Origin of the sequence: Pseudomonas sp. RC4D1 (genome assembly GCF_018390395.1) — a bacterium.
Taxonomy (GTDB): domain Bacteria; phylum Pseudomonadota; class Gammaproteobacteria; order Pseudomonadales; family Pseudomonadaceae; genus Aquipseudomonas; species Aquipseudomonas danubii.
In genome coordinates, this window is sequence record NZ_JAHBAW010000001.1 from 3132243 (window position 1) to 3157173 (window position 24931).

Here is a 24931-nt window from a genome sequence, read left to right on the forward strand (position 1 = left end):
GAAAAACGCCCCTGGTCGCAAGACCCGGGGCGTTTTTTGTGGCGGCTGGTCGAGGCCGCTTTCTGTAGCCGCTGCCGCAGGCTGCGAACGACGGGGAGCCCGGCGCAAGGGCCTGCCAGGCTCACCGGGTTGCATGACGGGCAATAAAAAACGCCCCCGATTTGTGGTCGGGGGCGCTTTTTTTGCCTTGGCGCAGGTTGCGATCAGTCCAATAAGGGCTGTGCGAATTGAATCGCGAAGGCCCTGCGGGCCTTATCGCAGCCTGCGGCAGCGGCTACAGACGAAGCATTACTTCGCTTTCACACCTTCGAAGGTGATGTACAGGTCGACGTTGTTGGACGCCGGGCCCAGGTCCATCATCTTGCCGAAATCCTGGCGATTGATGCTGGTGGTGCCTTCGAAACCGGCACGGTAGCCGCCCCATGGGTCCTTGCCTTCACCCAGGAAGGTGGCCTTGACCACAACCGGCTTGGTCACACCGTGCAGGGTCAGGTCGCCGGCCACGTCAGCGGTCAGCTTGCCGTCGGCATTCTTGCCGGTCGGCTTGACGCTGGTGGAGACGAACTTGGCATCGGCAAACTTGCCAGCGTCGAGGAAGTCCTTGCTGGTGATGTGCTTGTCACGTTCGGCGTGGTTGGTGAACACGCTGGCGGTGCGCACGTTGACTTCGATCTTGGCGTCTTCAGGCTTGGCCGCGTCGAAGCTGAACTTGCCGTCCAGGTCCTTGAAGGTACCGGTGATGAAGCTGTAGCCCAGGTGGCTGATCTTGAAGTCGATGAAGGCGTGCTGGCCTTCCTTGTCGATCACGTAGTCCGCTGCCATCACTTGACCGGCCGCCAATACAGCCGATCCGATTGCCAGAGCGGCGAGAGTCTTTTTCAACATGCTTTCTATTCCTTTTGAGTCGAGGTTGAACATCAGGCTTTGCGACCCAGCATTCGGCTGAGGGTCGCATCACGATCGATAAAGTGGTGCTTCAAGGCCGCCAGACCATGGATGCCGGCAAAGATCACCAGCGCCCAGGCCAGGTACAAATGCACCACGCCTGCTACATCTGCCTGGTCCGGCAGGCCGGAAACCAGGGCAGGAACTTCAAACAAGCCAAACACCGGGATACCGACGCCGTCTGCGGTGGAGATCAGGTAACCGGCAATCATGACCGCGAACAGACCCAGGTACAGGAACCCATGTCCCAACTTGGCCCCCAGGCGGGTCAGACGTCCATGATTGGCCGGTGCCGGTGGTGGTGGGCTGACAAAACGCCACAGCACCCGCAGCAGCATGATCGCAAACAGCGTCAGGCCAATACTCTTGTGCAGGTCCGGGGCGTCTTTGCGCCAGGTGCTGTAGTAGTCGAGACCGACCATCCACAGGCCCAGAGCGAACAATCCGAAGACGGCCAGGGCCACGCCCCAGTGCAGAACAATGCTTACCCAGCCGTAGCGCGAAGAAGAATTACGTAACTGCATCGAGTTGCATCCTGTAAGAAACGCTGACCAAGACTAGCGATTTACCTATCGAATTAAAGCGAAAAATTTTGCTTTGAAATATCGAGAAATACGATCGATAGTCTGGGCCGGGCTCGTTAAGAAAAGATTAAGGACCGTTTCAGAAGACTCAGGGATAACCAAGGGCGGGTGCCCTGGCAGCTCTCAGGCACGTCTTTGCGTACAGGGCGCATTTGTCTGACCGCCGCCCCACACAATAGGTTGTCCCGCGGCCATGCATTGCATAGGCTTGCCCGATTCCGCCTCCAGGAGACTCTACATGGGCCTGAATAACCAGTGGATGCAACGCGATCTCGCGGTACTGTGGCATCCCTGCACCCAGATGAAAGACCACGAACAACTGCCTTTGATCCCCATCAAGCGCGGTGAAGGCGTCTGGCTGGAAGACTTCGAAGGCAAACGCTACCTGGACGCGGTCAGTTCCTGGTGGGTCAATGTATTCGGCCACGCCAATCCGCGCATCAACCAACGCATCAAGGATCAAGTGGACCAGCTGGAGCATGTGATCCTCGCCGGTTTCAGCCACCAGCCGGTGATCGAGCTGTCCGAGCGCCTGGTGCAGATCACCCCCGAAGGCCTGACCCGCTGCTTCTACGCCGACAACGGTTCGTCGTGCATCGAAGTGGCGATGAAGATGAGCTTCCACTACTGGCTCAACCGCGGCCAGCCGGCCAAGAAGCGCTTCGTCACCCTGAGCAACAGCTACCACGGCGAAACCATCGCCGCCATGTCGGTGGGCGACGTACCGCTGTTCACCGAGACCTACAAGGCCCTGCTGCTGGACACCCTCAAGGTGCCTAGCCCGGACTGCTACCTGCGTCCCGACGGCATGAGCTGGGAAGAGCATTCGCGAAACATGTTCGCCGCCATGGAACAGACCCTGGCCGAACACCACGACACGCTAGCCGCAGTCATCGTCGAGCCATTGATCCAGGGCGCCGGCGGCATGCGCATGTACCACCCGGTGTACCTTAAGCTGCTGCGCGAAGCCTGCGACCGCTACGGCGTGCACCTGATCCATGATGAGATCGCCGTGGGCTTCGGCCGCACCGGCAGCATGTTCGCCTGCGAGCAGGCCGGCATCCGCCCGGACTTTCTGTGCCTGTCCAAGGCCCTGACCGGCGGCTACCTGCCTCTGGCTGCGTGCATGACCACCGATGAGGTCTACAGCGCCTTCTACGATGACTACCCCACCCTGCGCGCCTTCCTCCACTCCCACAGCTACACCGGCAACCCGCTGGCCTGTGCGGCGGCGCTGGCGACCCTGGACATCTTCGAGCAGGACAACGTCATCGAGAACAACCGCGCCCTGTCCCAGCGCATGGCCAGCGCCACTGCGCATCTGGTGGATCACCCCCACGTGGCCGAAGTGCGCCAGACCGGCATGGTCCTGGCCATCGAAATGGTCCAGGACAAGGCCAGCAAGAGCGCCTACCCGTGGCAGGAACGTCGCGGCCTGAAGGTGTTCCAGCACGCCCTGGAGCGCGGCGCCCTGTTGCGTCCCCTGGGCAACGTGGTGTATTTCCTGCCGCCCTACGTGATCACCCCGGAGCAGATCGACTTCCTCGCCGAAGTCGCCAGCGAAGGCATCGACATCGCCACCCGCGACAGCGTCAGCGTGGCCGTGCCCAAGGACTTCCACCCGGGCTTCCGCGATCCGGGCTGAGTCCCTCGCCCCGCTCCTGCACCCTCTGGCGCAGGAGCTGGCTTGTCAGCGAAGCGCTTCGACACGCACCGCACCATCGTTCATCGCCGGCAAGCCGGCTCCTACAGCACAGAGAAACCAGATGAGATTGTCCCGCTTCTTTATCGACGCCCCCTTGAGCCTTGGCGAACACGAACTGCCGGAAGCCCAGGCGCATTACATCGGACGCGTGCTGCGCATGGCCGAAGGTGATGCCTTGCAGGTGTTCGACGGCTCAGGGATGGAGTTTCGCGGCACGCTGGTGGAAGTGGGCAAGAAGCGGGTACGGGTGCAGCTGGATGAAAGCTTTGCCGGCCAGGACGAATCGCCGCTGCAGATTCACCTGGGCCAGGGCCTGTCCCGGGGCGAGCGCATGGACTGGGCGATCCAGAAAGCCACCGAACTTGGGGTGAGCGAAATCACCCCGATCTTCAGCGAGCGCTGCGAAGTGCGGCTCAAGGACGAACGCGCTGACAAACGCCTGCTGCACTGGCGCCAGGTGGCCATCAGCGCCTGTGAGCAATGCGGTCGTTCCCGCGTTCCGCTGATTCATGCACCGGTAATGCTGGCGGACTGGATCAAGCAGACCCAGGCGGACCTGAAACTGGTCCTGCATCCCGTGGCCCAGCCCCTGGAAAGCCACGCCAAACCCCAGACCCTGGCCTTCCTGATTGGCCCGGAAGGCGGCCTGTCCGATGCCGAAGTGGAGCAGGCCCACGGTGCAGGCTTTCTGCCTGCCCGTCTTGGCCCTCGCGTGCTGCGCACCGAAACCGCCCCCGTGGTCGCCCTGGCCGTGGCCCAGCAACTGTGGGGCGACTTCTGAGTTGAGCAACGCCGGCTTGTGCAGGCGCTGGCTTGCCAGCGAAGGCGCCCGCCAGCCCGGCACACCTCTCAGGGAGCTCTTCGCCGGTTATTGCACCGGGTCGCTGGTGGGCTGGGCGATGATCGCCTTCAGCTCGGCAGTCATGGGGAACTCCAGGTTCAGGCCCTTGGGCGGAATCGGCTGCTGGAACCAACGCTGGTAGATGCCGTTGATCTCGCCACTGCGATACAGATCCGCCAGGACGCCGTTGACCAGGGCCAGGAACTGCGGGTCATCCTTGCGCACCATGCAGCTGTAGATCTCACGCGACTGCTCCTCCCCCACCACCACCCAGTTGTGCGGGTCCCGCGCCTTGGCCCGTTCGCCGTAGAGCAGCGCATCATCCATGTAGAACGCCGCCGCACGCCCCGACTGCAGCATCTGGAACGCCTCGCCGTGGTCCTTGGCGCTGATCACGAACATGTCGATCTTGTGCTCGACGTTGTAACTCTTGAGAAACCGCTCGTTGGTGGTCCCCGCGGTGGTCACCACGTTCTTGCCCCGCAGGTCGGCGAAGCTTTTGATCCCACTGTCCTTGGCGGTCAAGAGTTGCCCTTTGACGTAGATAAAACCGTAGGAAAACGCCACCTGCTTCTGCCGCTCGGCCGTCACGCCGGTGGAACCGCACTCCAGGTCCACGGTGCCGTTCTGCACCAGGGGAATGCGCGTCTGCGAGGTCACCAGGTTGTACTTCACCTTCAGCTTGGGCAGGTGCAACTGCTGCTGGATGCGCTCCACCACCTTGCCCGCCAGCTCCACCGAATAGCCCATGGGCTGACCGCTGTTGTCACCGACGTAGGAAAAGGGCACCGAGGCATCGCGATAACCCAAGGTAATACTGGAGCTATTGGCGATCTTGGCCAGGGTGCCGTCCAGGGGCGCCTCATTGGCCTGGGAAACGGCGCTGAACAACAGCCCCAGGGTGCAGCCGAGCAACGTGATCTTATGCATTGTTATTCTCCGTTGTGGGTAGAGGTGATTCAGCGGCGAGCAGCGATGACGCTGATTTCGACGAGGATCTGCGGGCGCGCCAGGGCCGCCTGCAAGGTCGTGCGCGCCGGCGCCTGCCCGGGGGACAGCCAGGCCGACCAGACTTCGTTCATCACCGCGAAATCGGCCTGGATGTCCTTGAGGTAGATCGTCGCGCTCAAGAGATGATCCTTGTCGCTGCCCGCCTCGGCCAGCAAGGCGTCGATCTTCTCCAGGACCTCCCGGGTCTGGCCGCCGATGTCGCTGCTGGCCCCCGGCACCTGGCCGGAAAGGAACACCAGTCCGGCAAAGGTGACGGCGCCGCTGAGGCGATGGTTGCTGTGGATACGCTGGATACTCATCTGAAGACTCCTGTTGAACGTTCAGGCGACGCGGGGCGCCAGGCCCTGCATGTCGATGCTGGTGGAACGCTGGCCAATCAGTTCGCCCAGCAGCTGGCCACTGCCACAGGCCAGGGTGAATCCCAGCGCGCCGTGACCAAGGTTGAGCCACAGATTGCGATAGGCGGTGGCGCCGATCAGCGGCACGCCGCTGGGAGTGGCGGGACGCATCCCGGCCCATTCGCTGGCCGCCGCATAATCACCGGCGGCGGCGAAGGTCTGCTCGGCCTGACGCCGCATCAAGGCCAGCCGAGCCGGGTCCGGGGAGGGATCGAAGCCGACGATGTCGACCATGGCCGCCACCCGCAACTGCTGGCCGATCCTGGCGTAGACGATCTTGCGGTTGTAGTCGGTGATGCTGATATCCGGCGCGCGGTGCTCAGGACCGATGGGCACGCTGAGGCTATAGCCCTTGAGCGGATACAGGGGCAGCTTGAGCCCGGGCAGGCGCAGCTCGGCGCTGCGGTGACCGGCCGCCAGCACCAGGTGCTCCACCGGTAAGAGCCGGTCGCCCAGATCGATGGCCTGCACCCGGTCGCCCTGGTGATGAATGCCCCGAACCCGCTGGCCCAGGAGAATCTCGCAACGCCCGGAAGCCCGCAGCCGCGCCGCCAACTGCTGGCAAAAGCCATGACAGTCGGCCACTTCCTCGTCGGGGGTGTAGATGCCGCCGACAAAGGGCGCGTCGCCCAGGGTCGGTTCCAGCGCCGCGCACTCGGCGGCTGACAACACCTGCTGCTGGCGGCAGTCCGCGAGGTTGTGCCGGGCGTGGTCGAAGCTGCCACGCTCACGAAAGGTCACCAGCTTGCCATTGCGCCGCCAGTCGAAGCCCTGCAGGCCATCCTCTTCGCGCCAGCGTTGCAGGGTGCTCTGGCTGAGCAATGCCAAACGCAGCAGGTGGGCGCCATTGCGCTGGTTCACCGAATGCCGGCAGGCACCGAGAAACCCCGCCAACCAACGCCATTGCGCCGGGTCCAGGCGCGGGCGCAGCTTGAGCGGCGAGTCGCCCTTGAGCATCCAGCCCAGGGCCTGCCAAGGCACACCGGCATCGGCCAGGGGCGCTACATAGCGATAGGACAACTGCCCGCCATTGGCGAAGCTGGTCTGGCTGCCGAGGGCATCCTGGGCTTCCACCAGCGTCACTTCCAGGCCCTGGCGAACCAGGGCATAGGCGCTGGCCAGGCCAATGACGCCACCGCCGATGATGCAAACCCGCTGACTCATGACTGTCCCCGACCGCTTGTTGAATGGCGCAAGGTTAGGGGCAGGTGACAGGCGCCGAACAATGAATAAAGATGGACCACCCATAAACAAAGGTTATGGACTGCCCATGCGACTGCGTCACATCGAAATCTTCCAGGCCATTCGCCAGACCGGCTCCATCAGCGGCGCCGCGCAGCTGCTGCACGTCTCCCAGCCAGCAGTGAGCAAGGTCCTGCAGCACGCCGAACTGCAACTGGGTTTTCCGTTGTTCCTGCGGGTACGGGGCAAGTTGCAGCCCACGCCCGAAGCCCTGGAGCTGGAGCGGGAAGTGGACAAGGTCAGCGAAAGCCTGCAAGGGGTCAGGCGGCTGGCGCAGAACCTGCGCCGGGCGCCGGGCCAGAGCCTGCGCATCGGCGCCACCCCGGCCCTGGCCCTGGCACTGCTGCCACCGGCCATCAGCGAATGGACCCGCCGCTACCCGGACAGCCTGTGCGAACTGTCCAGCGCCCATAGCCGCGAACTGGTGCAGAACCTGCTGATGCGGGAAATCGATGTGGCCCTGACCCTGCAGCGCCCGGATCACCCCGGGCTCTGTGCACAGCCCCTGGCCGAGGGCGTGCTGGTGGCCCTGGCACCGCTGGACTACTGGCCGGAGCCAACCCGGGGCCAGCCACTGGCCCTGATGGAACTGGCGGATGCACCGCTGATTGGCCTGAGCAGCACCGATCCGCTGTCAGCCCGCCTCGACAGCTACCTCAAGACCGTGGAACCGCCGCCTCGGGTGAGCATTGCCGTGCAGACCTACTCCCTGGCCCGGGCCATGGTGGAGTCCGGTGCCGGGCTGGCCTTGATCGATCCCTTCACCGCCCTGGGCGCCTCACCGGCCAGCACCGCCATCCGCCCCCTGAGTCCGCCCCTGCCGATCACCCTGTACGCCGTGACCCGCACCGCCGAACCGCCGCCCCACACCCTGGCCAGCCTGCTGCAGATTTTCTCTCGTCAGGCCCAGGCCCAGCTGGACCACCCCTTATAGGACGTAGAACAGGATGGCGATGAAGTGCAGCAGGCTGCCGGCGATCACGAACAGGTGCCAGATGCCATGGGCATGGCGCAGGCGGCTATCCAGGGCAAAGAAGATGATGCCCACGGTGTACAGCACGCCACCCGAGGCCAGCCAGGCAAAACCGGCGGGGCCCAAGGCCGCCAGCAGCGGCTTGACCGCCACCAGCACGATCCAGCCCATGACCGCGTAGATCACGATGGACAGAATTCGCGCCTCGGAACGCGGCTTGATCTCCTGCAGGATGCCAATCAGCGCCAACCCCCAGACAATCCCGAACAGGGTCCAGCCCCAGGGCCCGCGCAGGGTCACCAGGCAGAAGGGGGTGTAGCTGCCGGCAATCAGCAGATAGATGGAAAAGTGATCGACCTTCTGCATGATGCCTTTGGCCCGCCCACGCACGCTGTGGTAGACCGTGGACACGCTGTAGAGCACCAGCAAGGTGAAGGAATAGATCGCCACACCGACGATCTTCCACGGGTCGCCATCGAGGCTGGCCAGCACCACCAGCCAGATCCCGCCGACAAACGCGGCGATCGCTCCCAGCAAGTGGGTCCAGGCGTTGAATCTTTCTCCGTGATACATCTGTCGCTCACCCTTGAAACATTGAAAAAACACGCAAGGCTCAGGCCTGCAGCTTGAAAGCGCAACATGTCTATTGGGGCACGGCCAATAAAAAACCAGCGCTCACGCCCTGACTCATCGGGCATCATCAGCCCCTCATCAGCCGAGGCCAGTCCATGCTCATCGACGAAGAGTTGACCCTGAAAAAGCTCGAAGTGTTTCTGGCCTTCATGCGCACCGGCAATCTGGCCCGCGCTGCCGCCGAGTTGCAGACCAGCAATGTCAGCGTGCACCGGGCCATCCACTCCCTGGAAAACGCCCTGCGCTGCCCGCTGTTCAAGCACGAAGGGCGCAACCTGACGCCGCTGGAAAGCGCCTTCGTCCTCGAAGAACGCGCCCAGAAACTGATCCAGGACGTGGTCGAGAGCGTGCGCCTGACCCGTGAAGCGGCGGGCTTCTCGGCAGAACGTTTCAAGCTCGGCGCGCTTTACTCGCTGACGGTGAAAACCGTGCCGCAGCTGATCATGGGCCTGAAGCTGCGCCGCAGTGAACTGAACATCGACCTGATCCTGGGCTCCAACATCGACCTGCTGTACAAGCTCAAGAACATGGAAGTGGACGCCATCCTGATTTCCCTGGACGACAGCGTCAACGACCCGGACTGTGAACAACTGCCGCTGTTTTCCGACGACATTTTCCTTGCCACTCCCGCCGATTCGCCCTTCGCCCAGCAGCGTGAAGTGGACCTGGCCGATGTGCGCGATGCCACCTTCATCACCCTGACCCAAGGCTTTGCCACTCATCAGGACGGAGTGCGGGTGTTCAAGCAGGCGGGGTTCGAACCCAAGGTAGCGATGCAGGTCAACGACATCTTCACCTTGCTGAGCATGGTCAGTTCAGGGGTGGGTTATGCGTTGCTGCCGGGGAGGATCGCGGCCGTCTACGAGAACCGCGTGAAACTGATACCGCTGCAGGCGCGCTACCGCCTGCAGCAACATATCGGTGTGGTGTTTCTCAAGGCCAAGGAGCGCGACCCGAACCTGTTGGCACTGTTGGCCGAATGCCGGATGTACGCCAATCGGCAAATCACGTAGGAAGCCGGTTCCTGCCAAAACGCGTCATTCGCAACACCGCAACCCGCCGTAAGCGAAGGCGTCCATAAGACCTGCGCACGTCTCAAAGGCCCCTTCGCCGGCAAGCCGGCGCCTACGCGCCCAGCAGGCCACGCATCAGCAGGAACAGCAGCGACGGCCCCAGCAGGCAGCCCAGGGCCGTATAGAACGCCGCCGTCAGGCAACCATAGGGCACCAGCTTCGGATCGGTGGCCGCCAAGCCCCCGGCGACGCCGCTGGAAGTGCCCATCAAGCCGCCGAAGATCACCGCGCTGCGCGGGTTGTTGAGGCCGATCAGCGGTGCCACGAAGGGTGTCATCACCATCACCAGAATCGCCTTGATCAACCCCGCGGCAATCGACAGTGCCATGACCTCGGAGCTGGCGCCGATGGCGGCGCCAGTCACCGGCCCGACGATGTAAGTCACCGCCCCGGCGCCAATGGTGGTCAGGCTCACCGCATCGGTGTAACCAAAGGCCATGGCCACCCCCACTCCCGCCACAAAGGACGAGCCAACCCCGACGAACAGCGCCAGCACCCCCACGAATCCGGCGCGCTTGAGCTCCTCGACACTGACACCGAAGGCGGTGGCGACAATCGCGAAGTCCCGCAGCATGGCCCCGCCCAACAAGCCGATGCCCGAAAGCAGCGGGATATCCACCACGCCCTTCTGCCCGCCGGTGAAGGCGCCGCCCACGTAGGACAGCACCAGCCCCAGCAGAATGGCGATGGCCGAGCCATGCAGGCGGCCCTTGGTAAAGGTGTTGGAGATCCAGTAGGAGACCCACATGGTGATCCCGATCACTGCAAAACCGCTGATCAGCCCGTAGCCGCTAATAACCTTCATCATCGATTCGTACATGGCCCTTACCCCACCGTTTTCTGAGGAGCGGCCACATCCGGCGCCTTGTTGCCGATGCGCACCAGCACCGGCACCAGGGCAAAGGCGATCACCACCGCCAGGGTGCCCGCCAGGATCGCCATCGGCCCGCCCTTGAGGGCGCCATACACGTTTTGCTGGGCGGCCATGGCCACCACGATGGGGATGTACACCGCGCCCCAGAACTCCACGCCCTGCTCGGACTTGCCGGCGAACAAGCCGCGCTTGTGCAGGTAGCTGCCCAGGCCGATCAACAGCAGCATGGCAATACCGACGCCGCCGACATTGGCCGGCACGCCGATCAATTTGCCCAGCAGCTCACCGATGAAAATACCCACCAGGGTACAAAAGGCCAGGAAGGCCACACCGTAGATAATCATTGTTGTTGTCCTCAAAGTGCATCGTCGAAGTTGTTGTTCTTGTGCTTCGTCAGCCTGAGTCGGTGCTCTATCGGTCGCGGCTTCCCTCCTCACGCATCAGCGCCTGCAAGGTGTCCAGGCGCGCGCCGTCGAAGGCGATCACCGTCCCCTGGGCAAACACGCGGCGGGCCAACCCGGTGAGTACCGCGCCGGGCGGCAGTTCGATCTGCAGGCGCACCCCGCGCTCGTAGGCGCTTTGCACGGTGCCGCGCCAGTCCACCACCCGGCACATGTTGAACGCCAGGTCATCGCGCACCTGTTCCACCGTGCGCAACGGTCGGGCCCGGCTGCCGCTCAGATAACCCAGGGTGGGCACCTGCAAGGGCACTTCGGCAAAAGCGGCGGCCAGGATCTGGGCCGGTTGTTCCAGCAACGGGCAATGGGACGGCACGCTGACCGCCAGACGCTTGGCCACGCCGACTCCACAACCCCGGGCCAGCTCGGCCACGGCATGCATCGCCGCATCGCTGCCGGCGATCACCACTTGGCTGTCGGCGTTGATGTTGGCCAGGTACACCGGCGTTTGCGGGCTGTGGACCTGGGCCAGCAACCCCTCCACCAGCGCCAGATCCAGGCCGATCAATGCGGTCATGCCATAGCCCTGCGGATAGGCTTGCTGCATCAACTGGCCACGCAGGCTCACCAGTCGCAACGCATCGGCAAACCCCAAGGCCCCGGCCACCACCGCCGCCGGGTAGGCACCGATGGACAAGCCCGCCACATAGTCCGCCTTGACCGGCGCTTGCAGCAGGGTCCGGGCACAGGCCACGCCAGCGATCAACAGGCACAACTGCACGGCCCGCGTGCTGGCCAGGGCCTGGGGCGAATCCAGGGTCAGCACATCCTCGCCCAGCACTTCGCTGGCCTCGTCCAGGCAGGCGCGGATTTCAGGGCTTGGCGGCAAACGCTGGAGCATCCCCGGCTGCTGCGCGCCCTGGCCCGGGAACACCAGCAAGCTGCTCATGCCGCCTGCTCCAGCGCGCACCAGGGGTCGCTGACCAAGCGTGCGCCCCCGGCACTCTTGAGCAGCACCCGAGGCGCCGTTCCCGCCCATTCCCGCAGGGCCAGAGCGCCGGCCGGCACCTGCAGTTGCAGATCCACCAGGCACTCGGCGCACTCCAGCAGGGCCAGCAACTCGCGGGCCTGAGTCCGGGAAAAAGGTTCCGGCGTACGCAGGATCAGGTCCAGGTCGCTGTGCTGATGCAGCGCGGCAATCCCGCAGGCCAACTCAAAACCGGCGCTGCCGCTGACGCCCCAGACCAGGCCCAGGGCATCCAGCTCGCCGCGTAACTGCTGCAACGCCCGAAGCGCCGGCAATGAGCGCGAGCCGGACATCCGGCACAGCGCCTCGGGATGTACCCCACGCTGCACCGATTCCAACGCCAGCACAGCCGGGTAGCGCTGCTCGCGGGTGCGACCGCGCAGGCCGACAGCAATCTGCCCCGGCGCCGTCAGTGCCCGCCGCACCACCACCGGCTGCCCGGCCTCCAGCACGGCAAAGGCCCAATCCGGCGCATCGGCGGCCAACTGCGCCGGGGTCATGCCCCACAGCAAGTCGTGGGGCAGCCAGGGGCCGAGCCCGTTCACCATTGTTCCCGCAGCAATTGGCGAACCCGGCTCGACGCCGCCCGGTTCGACGCCCCCAGACGGCAGCTCAGGTCGACGCCTTTGGCCCGCACATCGGCAATCGCCGCCAACAGGCATTCCTCGACGACCGCCAGATCCTCCACTGCCGGCTGTTCAATCTGCCGCACCGATACGCTTTCCCAGAGCAGCCCGAGACTGGCGTAGCTGTCGATGTCATAGGCCATGGGCGGCACGCTGGCGGCCAGGGCTTCCAGTTCCTCGACACTGCGCAGGGTGACCCGCGCCGCCGACGCCTTGCCCATGGCATGCACCATCACCCCGGGATCGCGCAGGGCGATCAAGCGGTTGGCCTGATAACCGTGGGCCAGAAAGGCTCCGGACATGGCCTTGCCCACCAACAAGGCAATCACCGGGTGCCCGGCCAGCCGCGCCCGGGCGTAGCTGTCGGCCGCCGCCGCCAGGGCCTGATGGATGCCCAGGGCTTCTTCGCGACGGCCATAGGCCTGGCTCGGTACATCGACAATGGCGAGCAGCGCCCGCTTGTGAGGCTGGTCGCAGTCGGCATCGATCAACTCATCCACGGCCTTGGCCAGGCCCCAGCCTTCCAGCAGGCCGACCTCGCCCTGACGGGCACGGGGAAAGCGATTTTCCGGGTCGGCCACCACGGCGATAAAACGCACCGGCTGCCCCGCCAATTGACCATCGGCCACCCGCAGCGACGGCGGCAGGCCGGCCACCAGCGCGGCGCCGCCACTCAAGGCGTTGAACCAGTTCAAACCCCGCAAAGAACAAGCACTCATGAGCGGTCTCCTTGATACAGATCGCGAACCGTCGCCGCATCGATTTGCGGCGTGGTGTCCAAACGGGCCAGGCGTTGCAGGTACAGATCGGCCTCGCGGCTGCGTTGCCGCTCGGGCAAGCCCAGGGCCAGCAACTCGCGGACCTGGGCCTGGATCTGCGCCACATCGTCGGCCACGTAACGGTCCACCAGGCCACTGGCGAAACGCTGCTCGCCGCCGGTCAGGCTCCAGATGAACGGCCGGTCCCGGGAGTCGTATTCCTCAAGCCCGGCTTCCTGCTCGATCACCTGCGGGCCGTTGAGCCCCAGGCGCGCTTCCTGGGTGACCACGAGATAACTGCACAGCCCGGCGGCAATCGACATGCCGCCAAAACAGCCGACACTGCCGGCCACCACGCCGACCACCGGCTGGTACTGGCGCAGGTCGACAATCGCCGCATGGATGTCGGCAATCGCCGCCAGTCCGAGGTTGGCTTCCTGCAGGCGCACGCCACCGGTTTCCAGCAGCAGCACGGCACAGGTCGGGATGCCGTTGCGGTTGTCCTCGGCAGCCAGTTCCAGGGCTCCGGCGATCTTCGCCCCGCCCACTTCACCCAGGCTGCCGCCCTGGAACGCGCCTTCGATGGCGGCAATCACCACCGGCAAACCGGCGATGCTGCCCTTGGCGATCACCACGCCGTCGTCGGCCTGGGGCACCACGCCCTGACGCGCCAGCCAGGGCGACATGACCCGCTGGAAAGGGTCCAGCAGCTCGCGAAAACTGCCGGCATCCAGCAAGGCGCGGGCCCGCTGCCGGGCGCCCAGCTCGACGAAGCTGTGCTTGTTCAATAAACGTGCGCTGTCAGTCATGACCGATCTCCTCGAAGCCCTGTTCCAGGCGCAGGCGCACCACCCCGGGAGTGGCGCCGAAATCATGGATGTCGATCAGCAGCGCCGGCGGCAACTGGCCGTCGAACATGCGCTCGAACAGGTGCTGCCAGCGGGCGGCGCTGCCGTTTACCGAAGTCTGCACCTGGATGGTCAATGTGCCGGGCTGACCCGGCTCCAGCAGCACTTCCAGGTCGCCGGAGCCAACACAGCCCACCAGGGCGCGGCCACGGCCGGGCTGGCCGGCGGGGAATTGAAAAGACAAGGTTTCCATTACAGCGCTCCCTGGATAAAGGCGTCGGCGGATTCGATCCGGTCCAACAGCAGGCTGGCCGCCAGCAAATCAGCAGCGCCGCCGGGCGAGGCATTCAAGGTCAACAGTTGCAGGTCCAGCTCATGCAAGCGACGACGACCGGCGAGGCTGGCGCTGCCACCTGCATCGAGCACCGCCTGGGCGCCCTGCTGCATGGCCTGCAAGCCTTGCTCACCGGCGCGGTACAGCACGCAGGTGTCCGCCAGACGGCTCATGATCGCCAGCAAGGCATCAAGCCGGGCGTTCTGTTCGCCATGGCCCTGGGCGCGGCTGCGCTTGAGCTGTGGCAGCCCCCATTGCAGCACCGCGGGGAAGCCTTGCTGGGCTTCTTCCCGAGCACCGCGCACGCCGTAGCGCAGCGCCACCTGGGCGCCATGACTCAAGGGCCGTGGCGCGTAACGATCCTCCAACAGGGCCAGACGCGCAGCCCGCAGCGCAACGCTGCCGGCACCTGTGGATCGAGGCTCCAGCGCAGCGGCGGCCACCAGCAGGCCCAGGGCCCAGATCGCCCCACGATGGGTATTCACCCCCGCCGTGGTGGCGAGCATGGCCTGTTCGCCTTCGCGGCCGATGCGGCCCAGGGCTTCGCGCAGAGGCAGGCCGACTTCACCGAACGCCAGCGCCGCTTCGGCCATCTCCTTGAAGGCCGGCCACAGAGACAAGGCCGAAGCGTGCATCAAGCCCAGGTGCAGATCGGTATGGGCGCCATTGCCACGGCGGTCCACCAGGGCCGGCTTGGGCGACAGGTCGGCCTCGTCGATCAGCGCGTCCACTGCCAGGTCCGCCAGGCGTTCGGCCAGACTCAGGCTGTTTGATTGCAGGTTGAATGCGTGCATTACCAGCTCCTGAACTTGGCGGGCGGGTTGTACAAGCCACCGGACCACTGCACCAGATCGGCGACGCTTTTCGCCGCCAGCAGCTCGCGGCTGGCGTCGGTCCGGCGAATGCCCAGGTCTTCGGGCAAGGCGATCAGCCCTTCACGGCGCATGCGCGCGGTGTCCTTGGGGTTGTGGCGCAAGCCGATGGCGGTTACCCCAGCCACCGCGGCGATCATCGCCTGGCGTTCTTCCAGGGAGCGGGCCTTGTACAGGTAGGCGATGCCTTCCTCGGTGAGCAGGTGAGTAACGTCGTCGCCGTAGATCATGATCGGCGCCAGGGGCATGCCGCTCTTGCGCGCCACTTCCACGGCATCCAGGGTCTCGACAAAGGTCGGTTTGCCGCCTTCCTGGAAGGTTTCCACCATCTGCACCACCAGCTTCTTGCCGCGCTCCAACATGGCCTGGGGTGCATCGCTTTGATCCTGGCGCATATCGAGCCAGGCCGGAGTGCCGTGGCGCCGCCCGCGCGGGTCGTGGCCCATGTTCGGTGCCCCGCCGAAACCGGCCAGACGGCCGCGGGTCACGGTGGAAGAGTGGCCGTCGCCGTCCACCTGCAAGGTGGCGCCGATAAACAGGTCCACCGCGTATTGCCCGGCCAGCTGGCAGAACATCCGGTTGGACCGCAGCGAGCCGTCGCGGCCGGTGAAGAACACGTCCGGACGCGCGGCGATGTAGTTCTCCATGCCCAGTTCGGTGCCGAAGCAATGCACGCTGTCCACCCAGCCGCTTTCAATGGCCGGAATCAGGGTCGGGTGAGGATTGAGGGTCCAGTTGCGACAGATCTTGCCCTTGAGCCCCAGGGACTCGCCGTAGGTCGGCAGGATCAGCTCGATGGCCGCGGTGTTGAAACCGATGCCGTGGTTCAGCGACTGCACCTTGTGTTTTTCATAGATGCCGCGGATCGCCATCATCGCCATCAGCACATGCACCGGCTTGATATGCCGTGGGTCGCGGGTGAACAGCGGCTCGATATAGAAAGGCTTGTCGGCCACCACCACGAAGTCGACCCAGGATGCGGGGATGTCGACCCGGGGCAGCTCGCTGACATCGTCCACCAACTGGTTGACCTGGACGATGACAATGCCGTCGCTGAAGGCCGCCGGCTCGATCAGCGCCGGGGTGTCCTCGGTGCTGGGACCGGTGTAGATATTGCCGGCGCGGTCGGCCATGAAACCGGCGGACAGCACCACATTGGGGATCAGGTCCACCACCAGCCGCGCATAGAGTTCGATGTAGGTATGAATGGCGCCGATTTCCAGCAGCCCGTCTTCCAGCAACTGGCTGATGCGCAGGCTCTGGGTGCCGGCGAAGGAGAAGTCCAGCTTGCGGGCGATGCCGCGCTCGAACAGGTCCAGGTGCTCGGAACGACCGACGCTGGGCATGATCATGTGCAGGTCATGCAGCTTGGCCGGGTCGACCTTGGCCAGGGAGCGGGAGAGAAAGTCCGCCTGCTTCTGGTTATTGCCCTCCAGCACCACCCGGTCGCCGGGCAGGATCAGGGCTTCCAGGGCGGCGACAATCTTGTCGCTCGGCAACACCACGCCATCGGCGATGGCCCGCACCTGTTCGAGGCGCCGCTGCTTTTCGCTGCGCCGCCGCGACCAGCGCGCGTCGGGGGAAATTATTGTTGTCATGCTCACTCCACGGGTTCGCTGTCGTGGCAGTCACCATAGGAGTGAAACCTGGGGTCATCAATCAAGCCCGGCGTTGGATAGTTACGCTGAGCGTAACGATTGCCAAGCCAATGGCGCCGTTTCTCGCTCTCGGTACACAATGCCCACCGGACCGGCCAGCCAATGGCCTGAGCAGACAATAATGAGAGTCAGCATGGACACACCGATTCGCTCGAACCAGGCGTTGCTGGAACAGATCAAGCACGGCCTGAAGCCCGACTACCTGATGTTCTGGGGGCACCAGCCTACCCGGGACGGGCGCCCTTCCCCGAGTTGCTTCAGCCAGTGGTTTGCCGCCGGTTTCGAGATCGAGGGCATCCACTATCCCAGCGCCGAGCACTTCATGATGGCCGGCAAGGCCCTGCTGTTCGACGACCGGGAAACCCACGGGCGCATCCTCAAGGCCGTGACGCCCGCCGATGTGAAGCAACTGGGCCGTGAGGTTCGTGGTTTCGATGACACGCAATGGCAAGCGGCGCGCTTCGACATCGTGGTCCAGGGCAACCTGGCCAAGTTCAGCCAGCACTCGGCCCTGGGCGAGTACTTGCTGTCCACCCGGGACCAGGTGCTGGTGGAAGCCAGCCCGGTGGACCGGATCTGGGGCATTGGCCTCGCGGCAGACGACCCCAAAGCCAGCCAGCCGCAACAGTGGCGCGGCCTGAACCTGCTGGGCTATGCCTTGATGGAGGTGCGCGACCGGTTGAAACAAGGGCCGAGTACCTGATAGCACAGGCCCAGTCAGCGTTCAGAAGGGCACGCGCAGAAATGCTCTGAACTTGCCGTAAGGAAACAACCCGAGGAGCAGGCAAACGACAAGTGCCCACGGTTGATAGTGCAAGAAGAATGTCATGAACTGAACGTAAAAATAGCCGACCAACAGTACAAAGCCGGTCAAGAGCAAAACTTTATGGCGTTTGAATTCGATATTGCTCGAAGCCCAAACAAACCCGAAAACCCCAAGAATCATGGCCATTGCACCATCGACCACTGTTTGAGCAACACCTGGAACGACCTCCTCCCCGATAGCAAAACAAACATAAACCATGGACAGGAGCGTGGTAATAAACACAAATGAAACTCCATACTCAAACACATGAATGAGTTCCATCTTGTGCTCGTTTTCAATAGCGACCTCATCTTCCGCCGTTTTGTCTGAAGTCAAAAACGAAGCCAAAAGCCCAGCCCCCAGACCACCTAATGTCATGATTACAAAGTTCATCAAGAGCGTCACAACATCCTGAATCCTTGAGTTTTTACCTATTAACTCATCATGCTTGGCCAAGTCTTTCCGATGCTTAGCAAGCAGCTTGTCAGGTTCTGAAAAAGCTGAAAGCTTACTGTTTATCTTGTCCACTTCTGTCTTGACGGCGGCTCTCTGCCCCTCTGAAGACTCAATTATTTTTTTCGAATCGATGCTCGCTGCCGACAGATGAGCCATCAACGAGACTGCACTCGCTATTGAAACAAAGAAGCCCAGTATTATCCCGGCCCGGGTTCTGACTTTCATGACAACTGCTGCAGTGATAGAAATTGCCAGCAGCCAGAAAACAAGAACCTCCCCTAAAGGAAAGTTTAAAAATTTCTGAACCACATCAAACACTACCTCTGCCTTTGCACTAAAAACAGACACGACATCAGCGAATTCCATTTTCAAAAACACCTTCCTTATTTCATATACCCATCAGAATCAGACACTCTCACAAACGTGACCGGCTGAAAAATCAGCCACTCAAAGACCTAACCCCCGCCCCCACCAGCAACTCTTCCAGCGCCAGCAGATCCGGCACCTTGGCCACCAGCTCGGCCACCTGCACCGCGGCTTTTTCCAGGGGCGCCAGGGGCACGTCGACATAGCTCAGTTGGCTGTCGAGCTTGCAGGAGCGGGGAATGCCCTGCACCAGCAAGGCGATGAACTTCAGTTCCGGGCGCCCGCCCAGGGCATTGAGCACCACGATGCGAGCCCGCTCGCCGATCACCGTCTTGTTGCCACAAGCCGATTCGAAACTGATCAACGGAATCCGCCGTTCGCGCCAGAGCACCTGGCCCAGGTACCAGGGTGGCGAGTCCAGGTCGAAGGCGCCCTGCTGGTAGTCGATCAACTCGGCCACCGCCACGTTCGGCAAGATCAGGGTGCGGTCGGCCAGGGGCAACAACAGCCCGGTGAGGGTGCTGGAGCGGTGATCAAGCATGGTTCTTGCTCCACAGGGCGATGCTTTCCAGCAACACCGACTCTTGATAAGGCTTGCCGAGGTAGTCGTTGACGCCAATGGCCATGGCCCGATCGCGGTGTTTCTGGCCGGTACGGGAGGTGATCATGATGATCGGCAAGTGCTGCAGACGGGGATCGTTGCGCACCTGGATCGCCACTTCGAAGCCGTCCATGCGCGGCATCTCGATATCCAGCAGCATCAGGTCCGGGGTGTGCTCGGCCAGCACGGCCATGGCATCGACTCCGTCCTTGGCGGTGAGCACGTTCATGCCGTGGCGCTCCAGCAAGCGGCTGGTGACCTTGCGCACAGTGACCGAGTCATCCACCACCAGCACCAGCATCGGCCGTGGCGGCTCCACCTCGCTGGCCGCTTCCTCCCCGGCCGGACGCGGCAGGGGCGCTTGCAACTGCTGTGCGCGGATATGCGCCAGCAGGTCGAGAATCAGCACCACCCGGCCATCGCCGAGAATGGTCGCACCGGACAGGCCCTGCACCGCCGCGAACTGCGGGCCCAGGCTCTTGACCACGATCTCCCGGGTGCCGGCCGTGGTGTCCACCTGCACCGCGATACGCTGCTCGTTGCAGTGCACCAGCAGCACCGGCAACGGCAGCACCTGGCCCAGGAGCTTGGGCCGCGGCACGGTGTGCAGCAGCTCCCCCAGGTAGCACAGGTCATAGCGCTGGCCGGCGTATTCATAGCGCGGCGGGTCGAGTTGGTAATAGGCGTCCAGTTCACCCGGCAGCACCCGGACGATGCCTTCCACGGTGTTCAGCGGGATGGCGTACTGCTCGTCGGCGCACTGCACCATCAATGCCCGGTTGACCGAGACGGTGAATGGCAAGCGAATACGGAAATGCACCCCCTGGCCGGCAATGGAGTCGATGCTCATGCTGCCGCCCAGTTGGCGCACTTCTTCATGGACCACGTCCATGCCCACGCCGCGCCCGGAGATCTGGGTGATCTTCTCGGCGGTGGAAAAGCCCGGCTGCATGATGAACTGCAGCACCTCGCGGTCGCTGATGGGCGCCTGCGGGTCCAGCAGGCCGCGCTTGATGGCCTTGTTGCGCACCGCCTCCAGGGGCACTCCGGCACCGTCGTCGCGCATGTCGAAGATGATGTCGCCGCCCTCGCGGGACAGGTCGAGGGTGATCCGCCCCTGTCGCGGCTTGCCGGCGGCCAGCCGCGCCTCGACGGACTCCAGGCCGTGGTCCACGGCGTTGCGCAGCATGTGCTCCAGGGGCGCCACCATGCGTTCGAGCACGTTGCGGTCCATTTCCCCCTCGGCGTTGCCCACCACGAACTCCACGTCCTTGCCCAGCTCTTCGGCCACTTGGCGCACGATGCGCTTGAGCCTTGGCACCATGCGCTCGAAAGGCACCATGCGGGTGCGCATCAGGCCTTCTTGCAACTCGGTGTTGATGCGCCCCTGCTGCTGCAACAGGTTCTCGGCGTCATGGTTGCGTCGGTCGAGGGTTTCCTTGAGGTCCAGCAGGTCCGAGGCCGATTCGAACAGGGCCCGGGACAGCTGCTGCAACTGCGAGTGTCGATCCATTTCCAGGGGGTCGAACTCTTCGTAGCCCAGGCGCTCGGCCTCCACCTGCTGGCGGCTGAGAATCCGTCCCTGGGTCTCGGTGTCCAGGCGGCGCAGCTGGTCACGCATCCGCTCGATGGTGGTTTCCATCTCGCCGAGGGCCACCCGGGCATCGTTGACCTGTTGTTCGATGCGGCCACGAAAGATCGACGTCTCCCCGGCCAGGTTCACCAGGTCGTCCAGCAACTCCGCCGATACCTTGACCATGTCCCCGGCTGCCGCCGCTTCTGGAGCGGGTGCGACAGGCTCGGGCTTGCTCGCCGGTAGCGGGGTTGGCACCCCAGACGTGGACGGCACACGGGGATGGCTCAGGTCGTGGATGGCGTCGATGAGTTTCTGCGCCGCCTCGATGGGCTGCCCAGCCCGGGCTGCGTCGAGCATCTGCGCCAGACGGTCGTGACTTTTCTGCAACAGGGTGAACAGCGCCGGGCTGGGTTGCAGCAGGCCGGCGGACAGGCCTTCGAAGAGAAACTCCAGCTCGTGGGCCAGATCGCCGATGGGGGCAATCTCCACCATCCGCGCACCGCCCTTGAGGGTGTGCAGGTCCCGCAGCAGGGTTTCCACTTCCTGGCGGGCCTGGGGGTCGGCCTGCCAGCGCCCCAGGGCCGCGGCGGAGCTGTCGATGATGTCGAAGCCCTCTTCGAGGAAGATCTCCAGCAGCTCCGGGTCCTGGGCAGCACTGTCTTCCTGCGCCGCGCTCGGCACCGGTTCCGCAGGGCTTGCGGCCTGCTGCCGGTAGGCCCGCACGGCATCGACCTGGGCCCGGGACTCGTCCAGCGGCCGTTGCCCCTGCAATTGCTCCAGCAGCAGCGCCAACTGCTCATGGCTGCTGCGCAATAGCAGGCCCAGGTGCTGACTGTGGCTGTAGCGCCGGTCCACCAGCCCCTCGTACAGCGACTCCAGCTCATGGGCCAGTTCCGCCACCGGGGCCACTTCGGCCATGCGCGCACCGCCCTTGAGGGTATGCATGTCCCGCTGCAGGGACGACAGCGGTGCAGCATTTTCAGGATCGGCCAGCCAGCGCTGCAAGGCCTGGTCGGCGCTTTCGAGGATATCCACCGCTTCTTCGAGGAAGATCTCGACGATCTCGTCATCGGCTTGCAGAGGATCTGCAACCTGCTCCAGGCCAGCGGTGGCCGCCCCCAGTTCACTGATACTCAGGACGCGACTGCCATCGCTTCTGATCAAGCCGGTGGCGGACGGGTCGAGGCCCTGGTGCAACAGTTTGCGCAGGGCCTCGACCCGCTCCGGCCGCGGGCTGACTTCCTGGCCCGCCGCCAGCTCGTCGAGCATGTTGATCAGGGCTTCATGGGCGCTTTCGGCTTCATTGAAGAAGCCCTCGCTGACCGCCAGGCTGCTTTCCTCCACGGCGCCATAGAGATCGAGCAGGGCCTCGCACAGCTCATCCACCGGATGCAGGTCGGCCAGGTGAGCGCCTTCGCCAAGGGTGGTCAACTCGTCCAGCAAGGCGCTGAGCTCCTGGCGCTCGCCGGGATGCTGCTGCCAACGCCGCAACAGGCTTTCGGCATCCAGCAGGATGTCCATGCCCTGGGCCAGGAAGTTATTGATCAGTTGCGGATCACGCTTGCCCCGAGGGGCACTGTCCGGGGCGTTGAGCAAGGCTTCCAGCCGCTCCCCCAGCAGCACCAGGACGCGGCCGACCAATGAGCGGGCACCATCGATGGGCGCCAGCGGATCACTGTCCAGCTGCCGCAAGCCACGGCGCAGCAGGCCTTCGGCCTCCAGCAGCAGTTCCACTTCGTCCAGGTCCAAGGGAATCAGGTGCGCCCGGTACTCCCGGGCCAGTTGGTCGAAGGGCCCGGCCAGCTCGGCGATGGGCAGCACTCCGGCCATGGAGGCGCTGCCCTTGAGGGTGTGCAGGGCACGTTGCAGTGCGTCGCTGGCCTGCAACGGCACGTGCTCGGCGGCCTGATCGAGAAAACGCTGGATGCTGTCCAGGTGGGTCTGGGCTTCGGCACGGAAGATTTCCAGCAACTGCGGGTCGAGGGCGTGGTCGTCCGGCGCCACGCTGGCGGGCTCCTCGGCGCCCTTGGCCAGGGCATGGGCACGCGCCGCCAGGCGATCGACATCATCGCGCTGACGCTGACCCTGGACGGCGAACTCGGCGATCAGCTCAGGCAACAGCTCCAGCGTGTCCTCCACCAGCTGCAGGACCTCGGGGCCGGGGGCCACGCTGTGTTCCAGCACCCGATTGAGGAGGTTCTCCACCGCCCAGGCCAACTCCCCCAGCACCAGCGCGCGCACCATGCGGCCGCTGCCCTTGAGGGTATGAAAGGCCCGGCGCAGCTCACTCAGGGCGGAAGTGCCCTGGGGGTCGGCCGCCCAGCGCGGCAGGTACTCGCGAAGCATTTCCAGCACTTCCTCGGTTTCTTCGAGGAACACTTCCCGCAGTTCGTCGTCCACGGGCTCCTCGTCCCGAGGGGGCGGCAGCAGGCTGCCCGGGGTGATCAGGGCCGGCGGGTTGAGGGCCGATACTGGCACCGCCAGCGCATCCGCCAGGGACTGCGCCACCTGGGGATCATCCAGCGCCTGCAGGTCCTGCGCCACTTGGGCCTGGTTGGGACTCAGGGGCTGATCCAGCAACGGCACCTGTTCCACCGGTACATAACCGAGGGCGGCCAGGCCTTGCTCGGCAACGTCGAGGATCTTTTCGCCCGGGGCTTCATGGTCCTCGCTCAAGCGCTCCAGGTAGTACTCCAGGCTGGTGATCACGTCAGCCAGATGGTCCAGTTGCTGCCAGGCCGGCCTGGGTTGCGCCAACAGCAGATGCTCGGCGATGAACTGGTTGCAGGCCTCCATCAGGCTGGCGGCACGGGGCAGCGGAATCATCGCCAGGGCACCGCGCACCTGGGTCAGCAGCTCTGGCAGCGAAACCAGTAGCTCGCGCTCCCAGTCACCTTCGATGCACTCGATGATCAGGTCCTTGGCCTGCTGCAGGCAGATACGCGCTTCCTTGATCACCAGTTGGTGGATCTGGGTCAGGTCGGTGGTGGGCAGGCGGCTTTCTTCGCGACTCTCCGGCTCCACAGTGCCGACCATGCCGGCCAGGGTCGCCTCGACATACAACAGGGCACCGGCCACATCCATCAACACCGCGTCGTTCGGCGCCCGCTGGCCCTGAGCCAGACTCTGCACCACCGCCAACTGGTCGATGATCACCTTGCGCGGCTGGCCGAACCCCAGCACCGCCAGGGTGTCGGCGATCTGCCGCAGCGGCGACAGCAGGCTGTCCAGGTCGCCGGCGTGCTGGCGATCGCTGCGCACGAACAGGTCGAGGCGCTCCTTGACCCGCACCAGGCCGTCGCACACGGCCGCCAGCACCGAACGCATGGCATCGCGATCGGGGCCGGCCATGCGGGCCCGCTCCTCGTCGACCACCGCGCTGTCGGGCAAGGCATCGTCCAGTCCGTAACGTTCTTTCATGGTCAGCATCAATGGAGTGGGATGGCGCGCCTTGGCGATGTAGAACAACAGGCTCTTGAGCAACTCGGCGGGCGCCGCCTGGTTGATGCCGGGCATGCCTTGCTCCAGGAGCCGCTTGAGTTCCTTGTCGGCGTCCTTGAGCAGGCTGCGCACCGCCGGGCTGTTGGCGATCTCGTTCTGGCGCATGCCTTCCACCAGGGCCGAGGCGATATGCCACAAAGGCGCCAGCGGCGCATCCTGGCACAGGGCCTCCAGGCGCTCGAAGACCTTGGCCATGTGGCCCAGGCAAATGTCGGCGTCCTGCTCACGCAGCAGGTCCACCAGCGCGGTCTGCAGCATGTGTCGCAGCTTGCGCAACTGGGTCGGGAATTCCAGGGGCTCCAGGGCCGCCAGGGCCTTGTCGGAAAGAGGCGGCAGGCTGGGCAATTGCGGGCTGAACAGGCTGGTTTCCGAAAGCAGGCTTTCACCCCGGGCGCTGCGCAGGTCGTTGAGCAGTGGCAACACCACCAACGGCAGGTCGCGCCGGGCGCTCTGCACCCGGTCCAGGTACTGGGGCAACTGGCTGATGGCCTGGCGCAGCAGGCGCAGGGCTTCGTCACGCTGGGCCACCCGCTGTTGCTGCAGGGCCAGGGCGAGTTTCTCCATCTCCTCGGCCAACAGCGCGGCGCCGTAGAACTCCACCATCTGCAGGCTGCCATGGACCTGATGAATCCCCTCCAGGCACTGGTCGAGGGCGTCCAAGGCCTGGGGATCGTCCGCCAGGTGCTCCAGTGCCTGATAGGCCTGCTTCAAGGTCTCGGCAATTTCGCCCTTGACCCATTCCAGGGCCACATAGTCATGCCGGTCAACCATAACCACTCCAGTCAAAACCTTCTGTGCTCGCCAGATCGCAAACGGGTTCCCAGCG

23 protein-coding genes are annotated in these 24931 nt (G+C 64.3%); 5 read left to right on the top strand and 18 right to left on the bottom strand.

Going from position 1 to position 24931, the window contains the following annotated elements; translation table 11 throughout:
* Positions 1-288: 288 nt before the first annotated feature.
* A complete protein-coding gene (locus tag KHO49_RS14505; protein ID WP_102881142.1) occupies positions 289-885 on the bottom strand; it encodes a YceI family protein in 597 nt (198 codons plus the stop codon).
* 32 nt (positions 886-917) lie between these two features.
* On the bottom strand, positions 918-1469 hold the full coding sequence (locus tag KHO49_RS14510) for a cytochrome b (protein ID WP_102881143.1): 552 nt from the start codon (positions 1467-1469) through the stop codon (positions 918-920).
* 298 nt (positions 1470-1767) lie between these two features.
* Here KHO49_RS14510 and KHO49_RS14515 point away from each other — a divergent pair, with 298 nt between their 5' ends.
* Together KHO49_RS14515 and KHO49_RS14520 are read left to right on the top strand one after the other, a co-directional pair.
* On the top strand, positions 1768-3174 hold the full coding sequence (locus KHO49_RS14515) for an adenosylmethionine--8-amino-7-oxononanoate transaminase (protein ID WP_110652416.1): 1407 nt from the start codon (positions 1768-1770) through the stop codon (positions 3172-3174).
* 121 nt (positions 3175-3295) lie between these two features.
* On the top strand, positions 3296-4015 hold the full coding sequence (locus KHO49_RS14520) for a 16S rRNA (uracil(1498)-N(3))-methyltransferase (RefSeq protein WP_213665197.1): 720 nt from the start codon (positions 3296-3298) through the stop codon (positions 4013-4015).
* 87 nt (positions 4016-4102) lie between these two features.
* Here the strand turns inward: KHO49_RS14520 and KHO49_RS14525 are convergent, their stop codons facing one another.
* The 3 genes from KHO49_RS14525 to KHO49_RS14535 are packed head-to-tail and all read right to left on the bottom strand — an operon-like array spanning position 4103 to position 6648.
* Positions 4103-5005, bottom strand: coding sequence for a transporter substrate-binding domain-containing protein (locus KHO49_RS14525; RefSeq protein WP_102862053.1), 903 nt, complete (start codon positions 5003-5005; stop codon positions 4103-4105).
* Positions 5006-5034: 29 nt separating this feature from the next.
* Positions 5035-5385 (bottom strand): RidA family protein, encoded by a 351-nt coding sequence (locus tag KHO49_RS14530; protein ID WP_102862054.1) that lies wholly within the window; start codon positions 5383-5385, stop codon positions 5035-5037.
* Positions 5386-5406: 21 nt separating this feature from the next.
* A complete protein-coding gene (locus tag KHO49_RS14535) occupies positions 5407-6648 on the bottom strand; it encodes a D-amino acid dehydrogenase (protein ID WP_213665198.1) in 1242 nt (413 codons plus the stop codon).
* Between the two features lie 106 nt (positions 6649-6754).
* Between KHO49_RS14535 and KHO49_RS14540 the strand changes: the two genes are divergently transcribed.
* Entirely contained in the window at positions 6755-7660 is a 906-nt protein-coding gene (locus tag KHO49_RS14540) for a LysR family transcriptional regulator (protein ID WP_110594354.1), read from the top strand.
* Here KHO49_RS14540 and trhA read toward each other — a convergent pair.
* On the bottom strand, positions 7655-8272 hold the full coding sequence (trhA, locus tag KHO49_RS14545; protein WP_102862057.1) for a PAQR family membrane homeostasis protein TrhA: 618 nt from the start codon (positions 8270-8272) through the stop codon (positions 7655-7657). The two genes, KHO49_RS14540 and trhA, sit on opposite strands and share 6 nt — an antisense overlap.
* Before the next feature lie 155 nt (positions 8273-8427).
* Between trhA and KHO49_RS14550 the strand changes: the two genes are divergently transcribed.
* On the top strand, positions 8428-9345 hold the full coding sequence (locus tag KHO49_RS14550; protein ID WP_213665199.1) for a LysR family transcriptional regulator: 918 nt from the start codon (positions 8428-8430) through the stop codon (positions 9343-9345).
* 112 nt (positions 9346-9457) lie between these two features.
* On the opposite strand, the gene madM is transcribed toward KHO49_RS14550, so the two are convergent.
* From madM to mdcA, 9 genes are all read right to left on the bottom strand, one after another.
* Entirely contained in the window at positions 9458-10225 is a 768-nt protein-coding gene (gene madM, locus KHO49_RS14555) for a malonate transporter subunit MadM (protein WP_102881151.1), read from the bottom strand.
* A gap of 5 nt (positions 10226-10230) precedes the next feature.
* Positions 10231-10623, bottom strand: a complete 393-nt coding sequence (madL, locus tag KHO49_RS14560) for a malonate transporter subunit MadL (protein ID WP_102881152.1) — start codon at positions 10621-10623, stop codon at positions 10231-10233.
* 67 nt (positions 10624-10690) lie between these two features.
* Positions 10691-11626 (bottom strand): malonate decarboxylase subunit epsilon, encoded by a 936-nt coding sequence (gene mdcH, locus KHO49_RS14565; RefSeq protein ID WP_213665200.1) that lies wholly within the window; start codon positions 11624-11626, stop codon positions 10691-10693.
* Positions 11623-12249 (bottom strand): malonate decarboxylase holo-ACP synthase, encoded by a 627-nt coding sequence (locus tag KHO49_RS14570; protein ID WP_213665201.1) that lies wholly within the window; start codon positions 12247-12249, stop codon positions 11623-11625. The genes mdcH and KHO49_RS14570 overlap by 4 nt, the downstream gene beginning before the upstream one ends.
* Positions 12246-13049 (bottom strand): biotin-independent malonate decarboxylase subunit gamma, encoded by an 804-nt coding sequence (gene mdcE / locus KHO49_RS14575; protein WP_110594349.1) that lies wholly within the window; start codon positions 13047-13049, stop codon positions 12246-12248. The genes KHO49_RS14570 and mdcE overlap by 4 nt, the downstream gene beginning before the upstream one ends.
* Positions 13046-13897 carry a biotin-independent malonate decarboxylase subunit beta gene (locus KHO49_RS14580; RefSeq protein ID WP_102881155.1) on the bottom strand — a complete coding sequence of 284 codons (852 nt, stop codon included), beginning with the start codon at positions 13895-13897 and terminating at the stop codon, positions 13046-13048. Before KHO49_RS14580 ends, mdcE begins: the two co-directional genes overlap by 4 nt.
* Complete coding sequence (locus KHO49_RS14585; RefSeq protein ID WP_102862062.1) at positions 13890-14189, bottom strand: malonate decarboxylase subunit delta; 300 nt, start codon at positions 14187-14189, stop codon at positions 13890-13892. Before KHO49_RS14585 ends, KHO49_RS14580 begins: the two co-directional genes overlap by 8 nt.
* Complete coding sequence (locus tag KHO49_RS14590; RefSeq protein WP_213665202.1) at positions 14189-15064, bottom strand: triphosphoribosyl-dephospho-CoA synthase; 876 nt, start codon at positions 15062-15064, stop codon at positions 14189-14191. Before KHO49_RS14590 ends, KHO49_RS14585 begins: the two co-directional genes overlap by 1 nt.
* Positions 15064-16740 carry a malonate decarboxylase subunit alpha gene (gene mdcA, locus KHO49_RS14595; RefSeq protein ID WP_102881157.1) on the bottom strand — a complete coding sequence of 559 codons (1677 nt, stop codon included), beginning with the start codon at positions 16738-16740 and terminating at the stop codon, positions 15064-15066. The genes KHO49_RS14590 and mdcA overlap by 1 nt, the downstream gene beginning before the upstream one ends.
* A gap of 193 nt (positions 16741-16933) precedes the next feature.
* Between mdcA and ybiA the strand changes: the two genes are divergently transcribed.
* Complete coding sequence (gene ybiA / locus KHO49_RS14600) at positions 16934-17503, top strand: riboflavin biosynthesis intermediates N-glycosidase (protein ID WP_213665203.1); 570 nt, start codon at positions 16934-16936, stop codon at positions 17501-17503.
* A gap of 21 nt (positions 17504-17524) precedes the next feature.
* On the opposite strand, the gene KHO49_RS14605 is transcribed toward ybiA, so the two are convergent.
* The 3 genes from KHO49_RS14605 to KHO49_RS14615 form a co-directional block, all read right to left on the bottom strand.
* Complete coding sequence (locus tag KHO49_RS14605; protein ID WP_213665204.1) at positions 17525-18427, bottom strand: hypothetical protein; 903 nt, start codon at positions 18425-18427, stop codon at positions 17525-17527.
* 73 nt (positions 18428-18500) lie between these two features.
* Positions 18501-18968 (bottom strand): chemotaxis protein CheW, encoded by a 468-nt coding sequence (locus KHO49_RS14610; RefSeq protein ID WP_213665205.1) that lies wholly within the window; start codon positions 18966-18968, stop codon positions 18501-18503.
* Complete coding sequence (locus tag KHO49_RS14615) at positions 18961-24876, bottom strand: Hpt domain-containing protein (protein ID WP_213665206.1); 5916 nt, start codon at positions 24874-24876, stop codon at positions 18961-18963. The genes KHO49_RS14610 and KHO49_RS14615 overlap by 8 nt, the downstream gene beginning before the upstream one ends.
* Between the last annotated feature and the right edge of the window lie 55 nt (positions 24877-24931).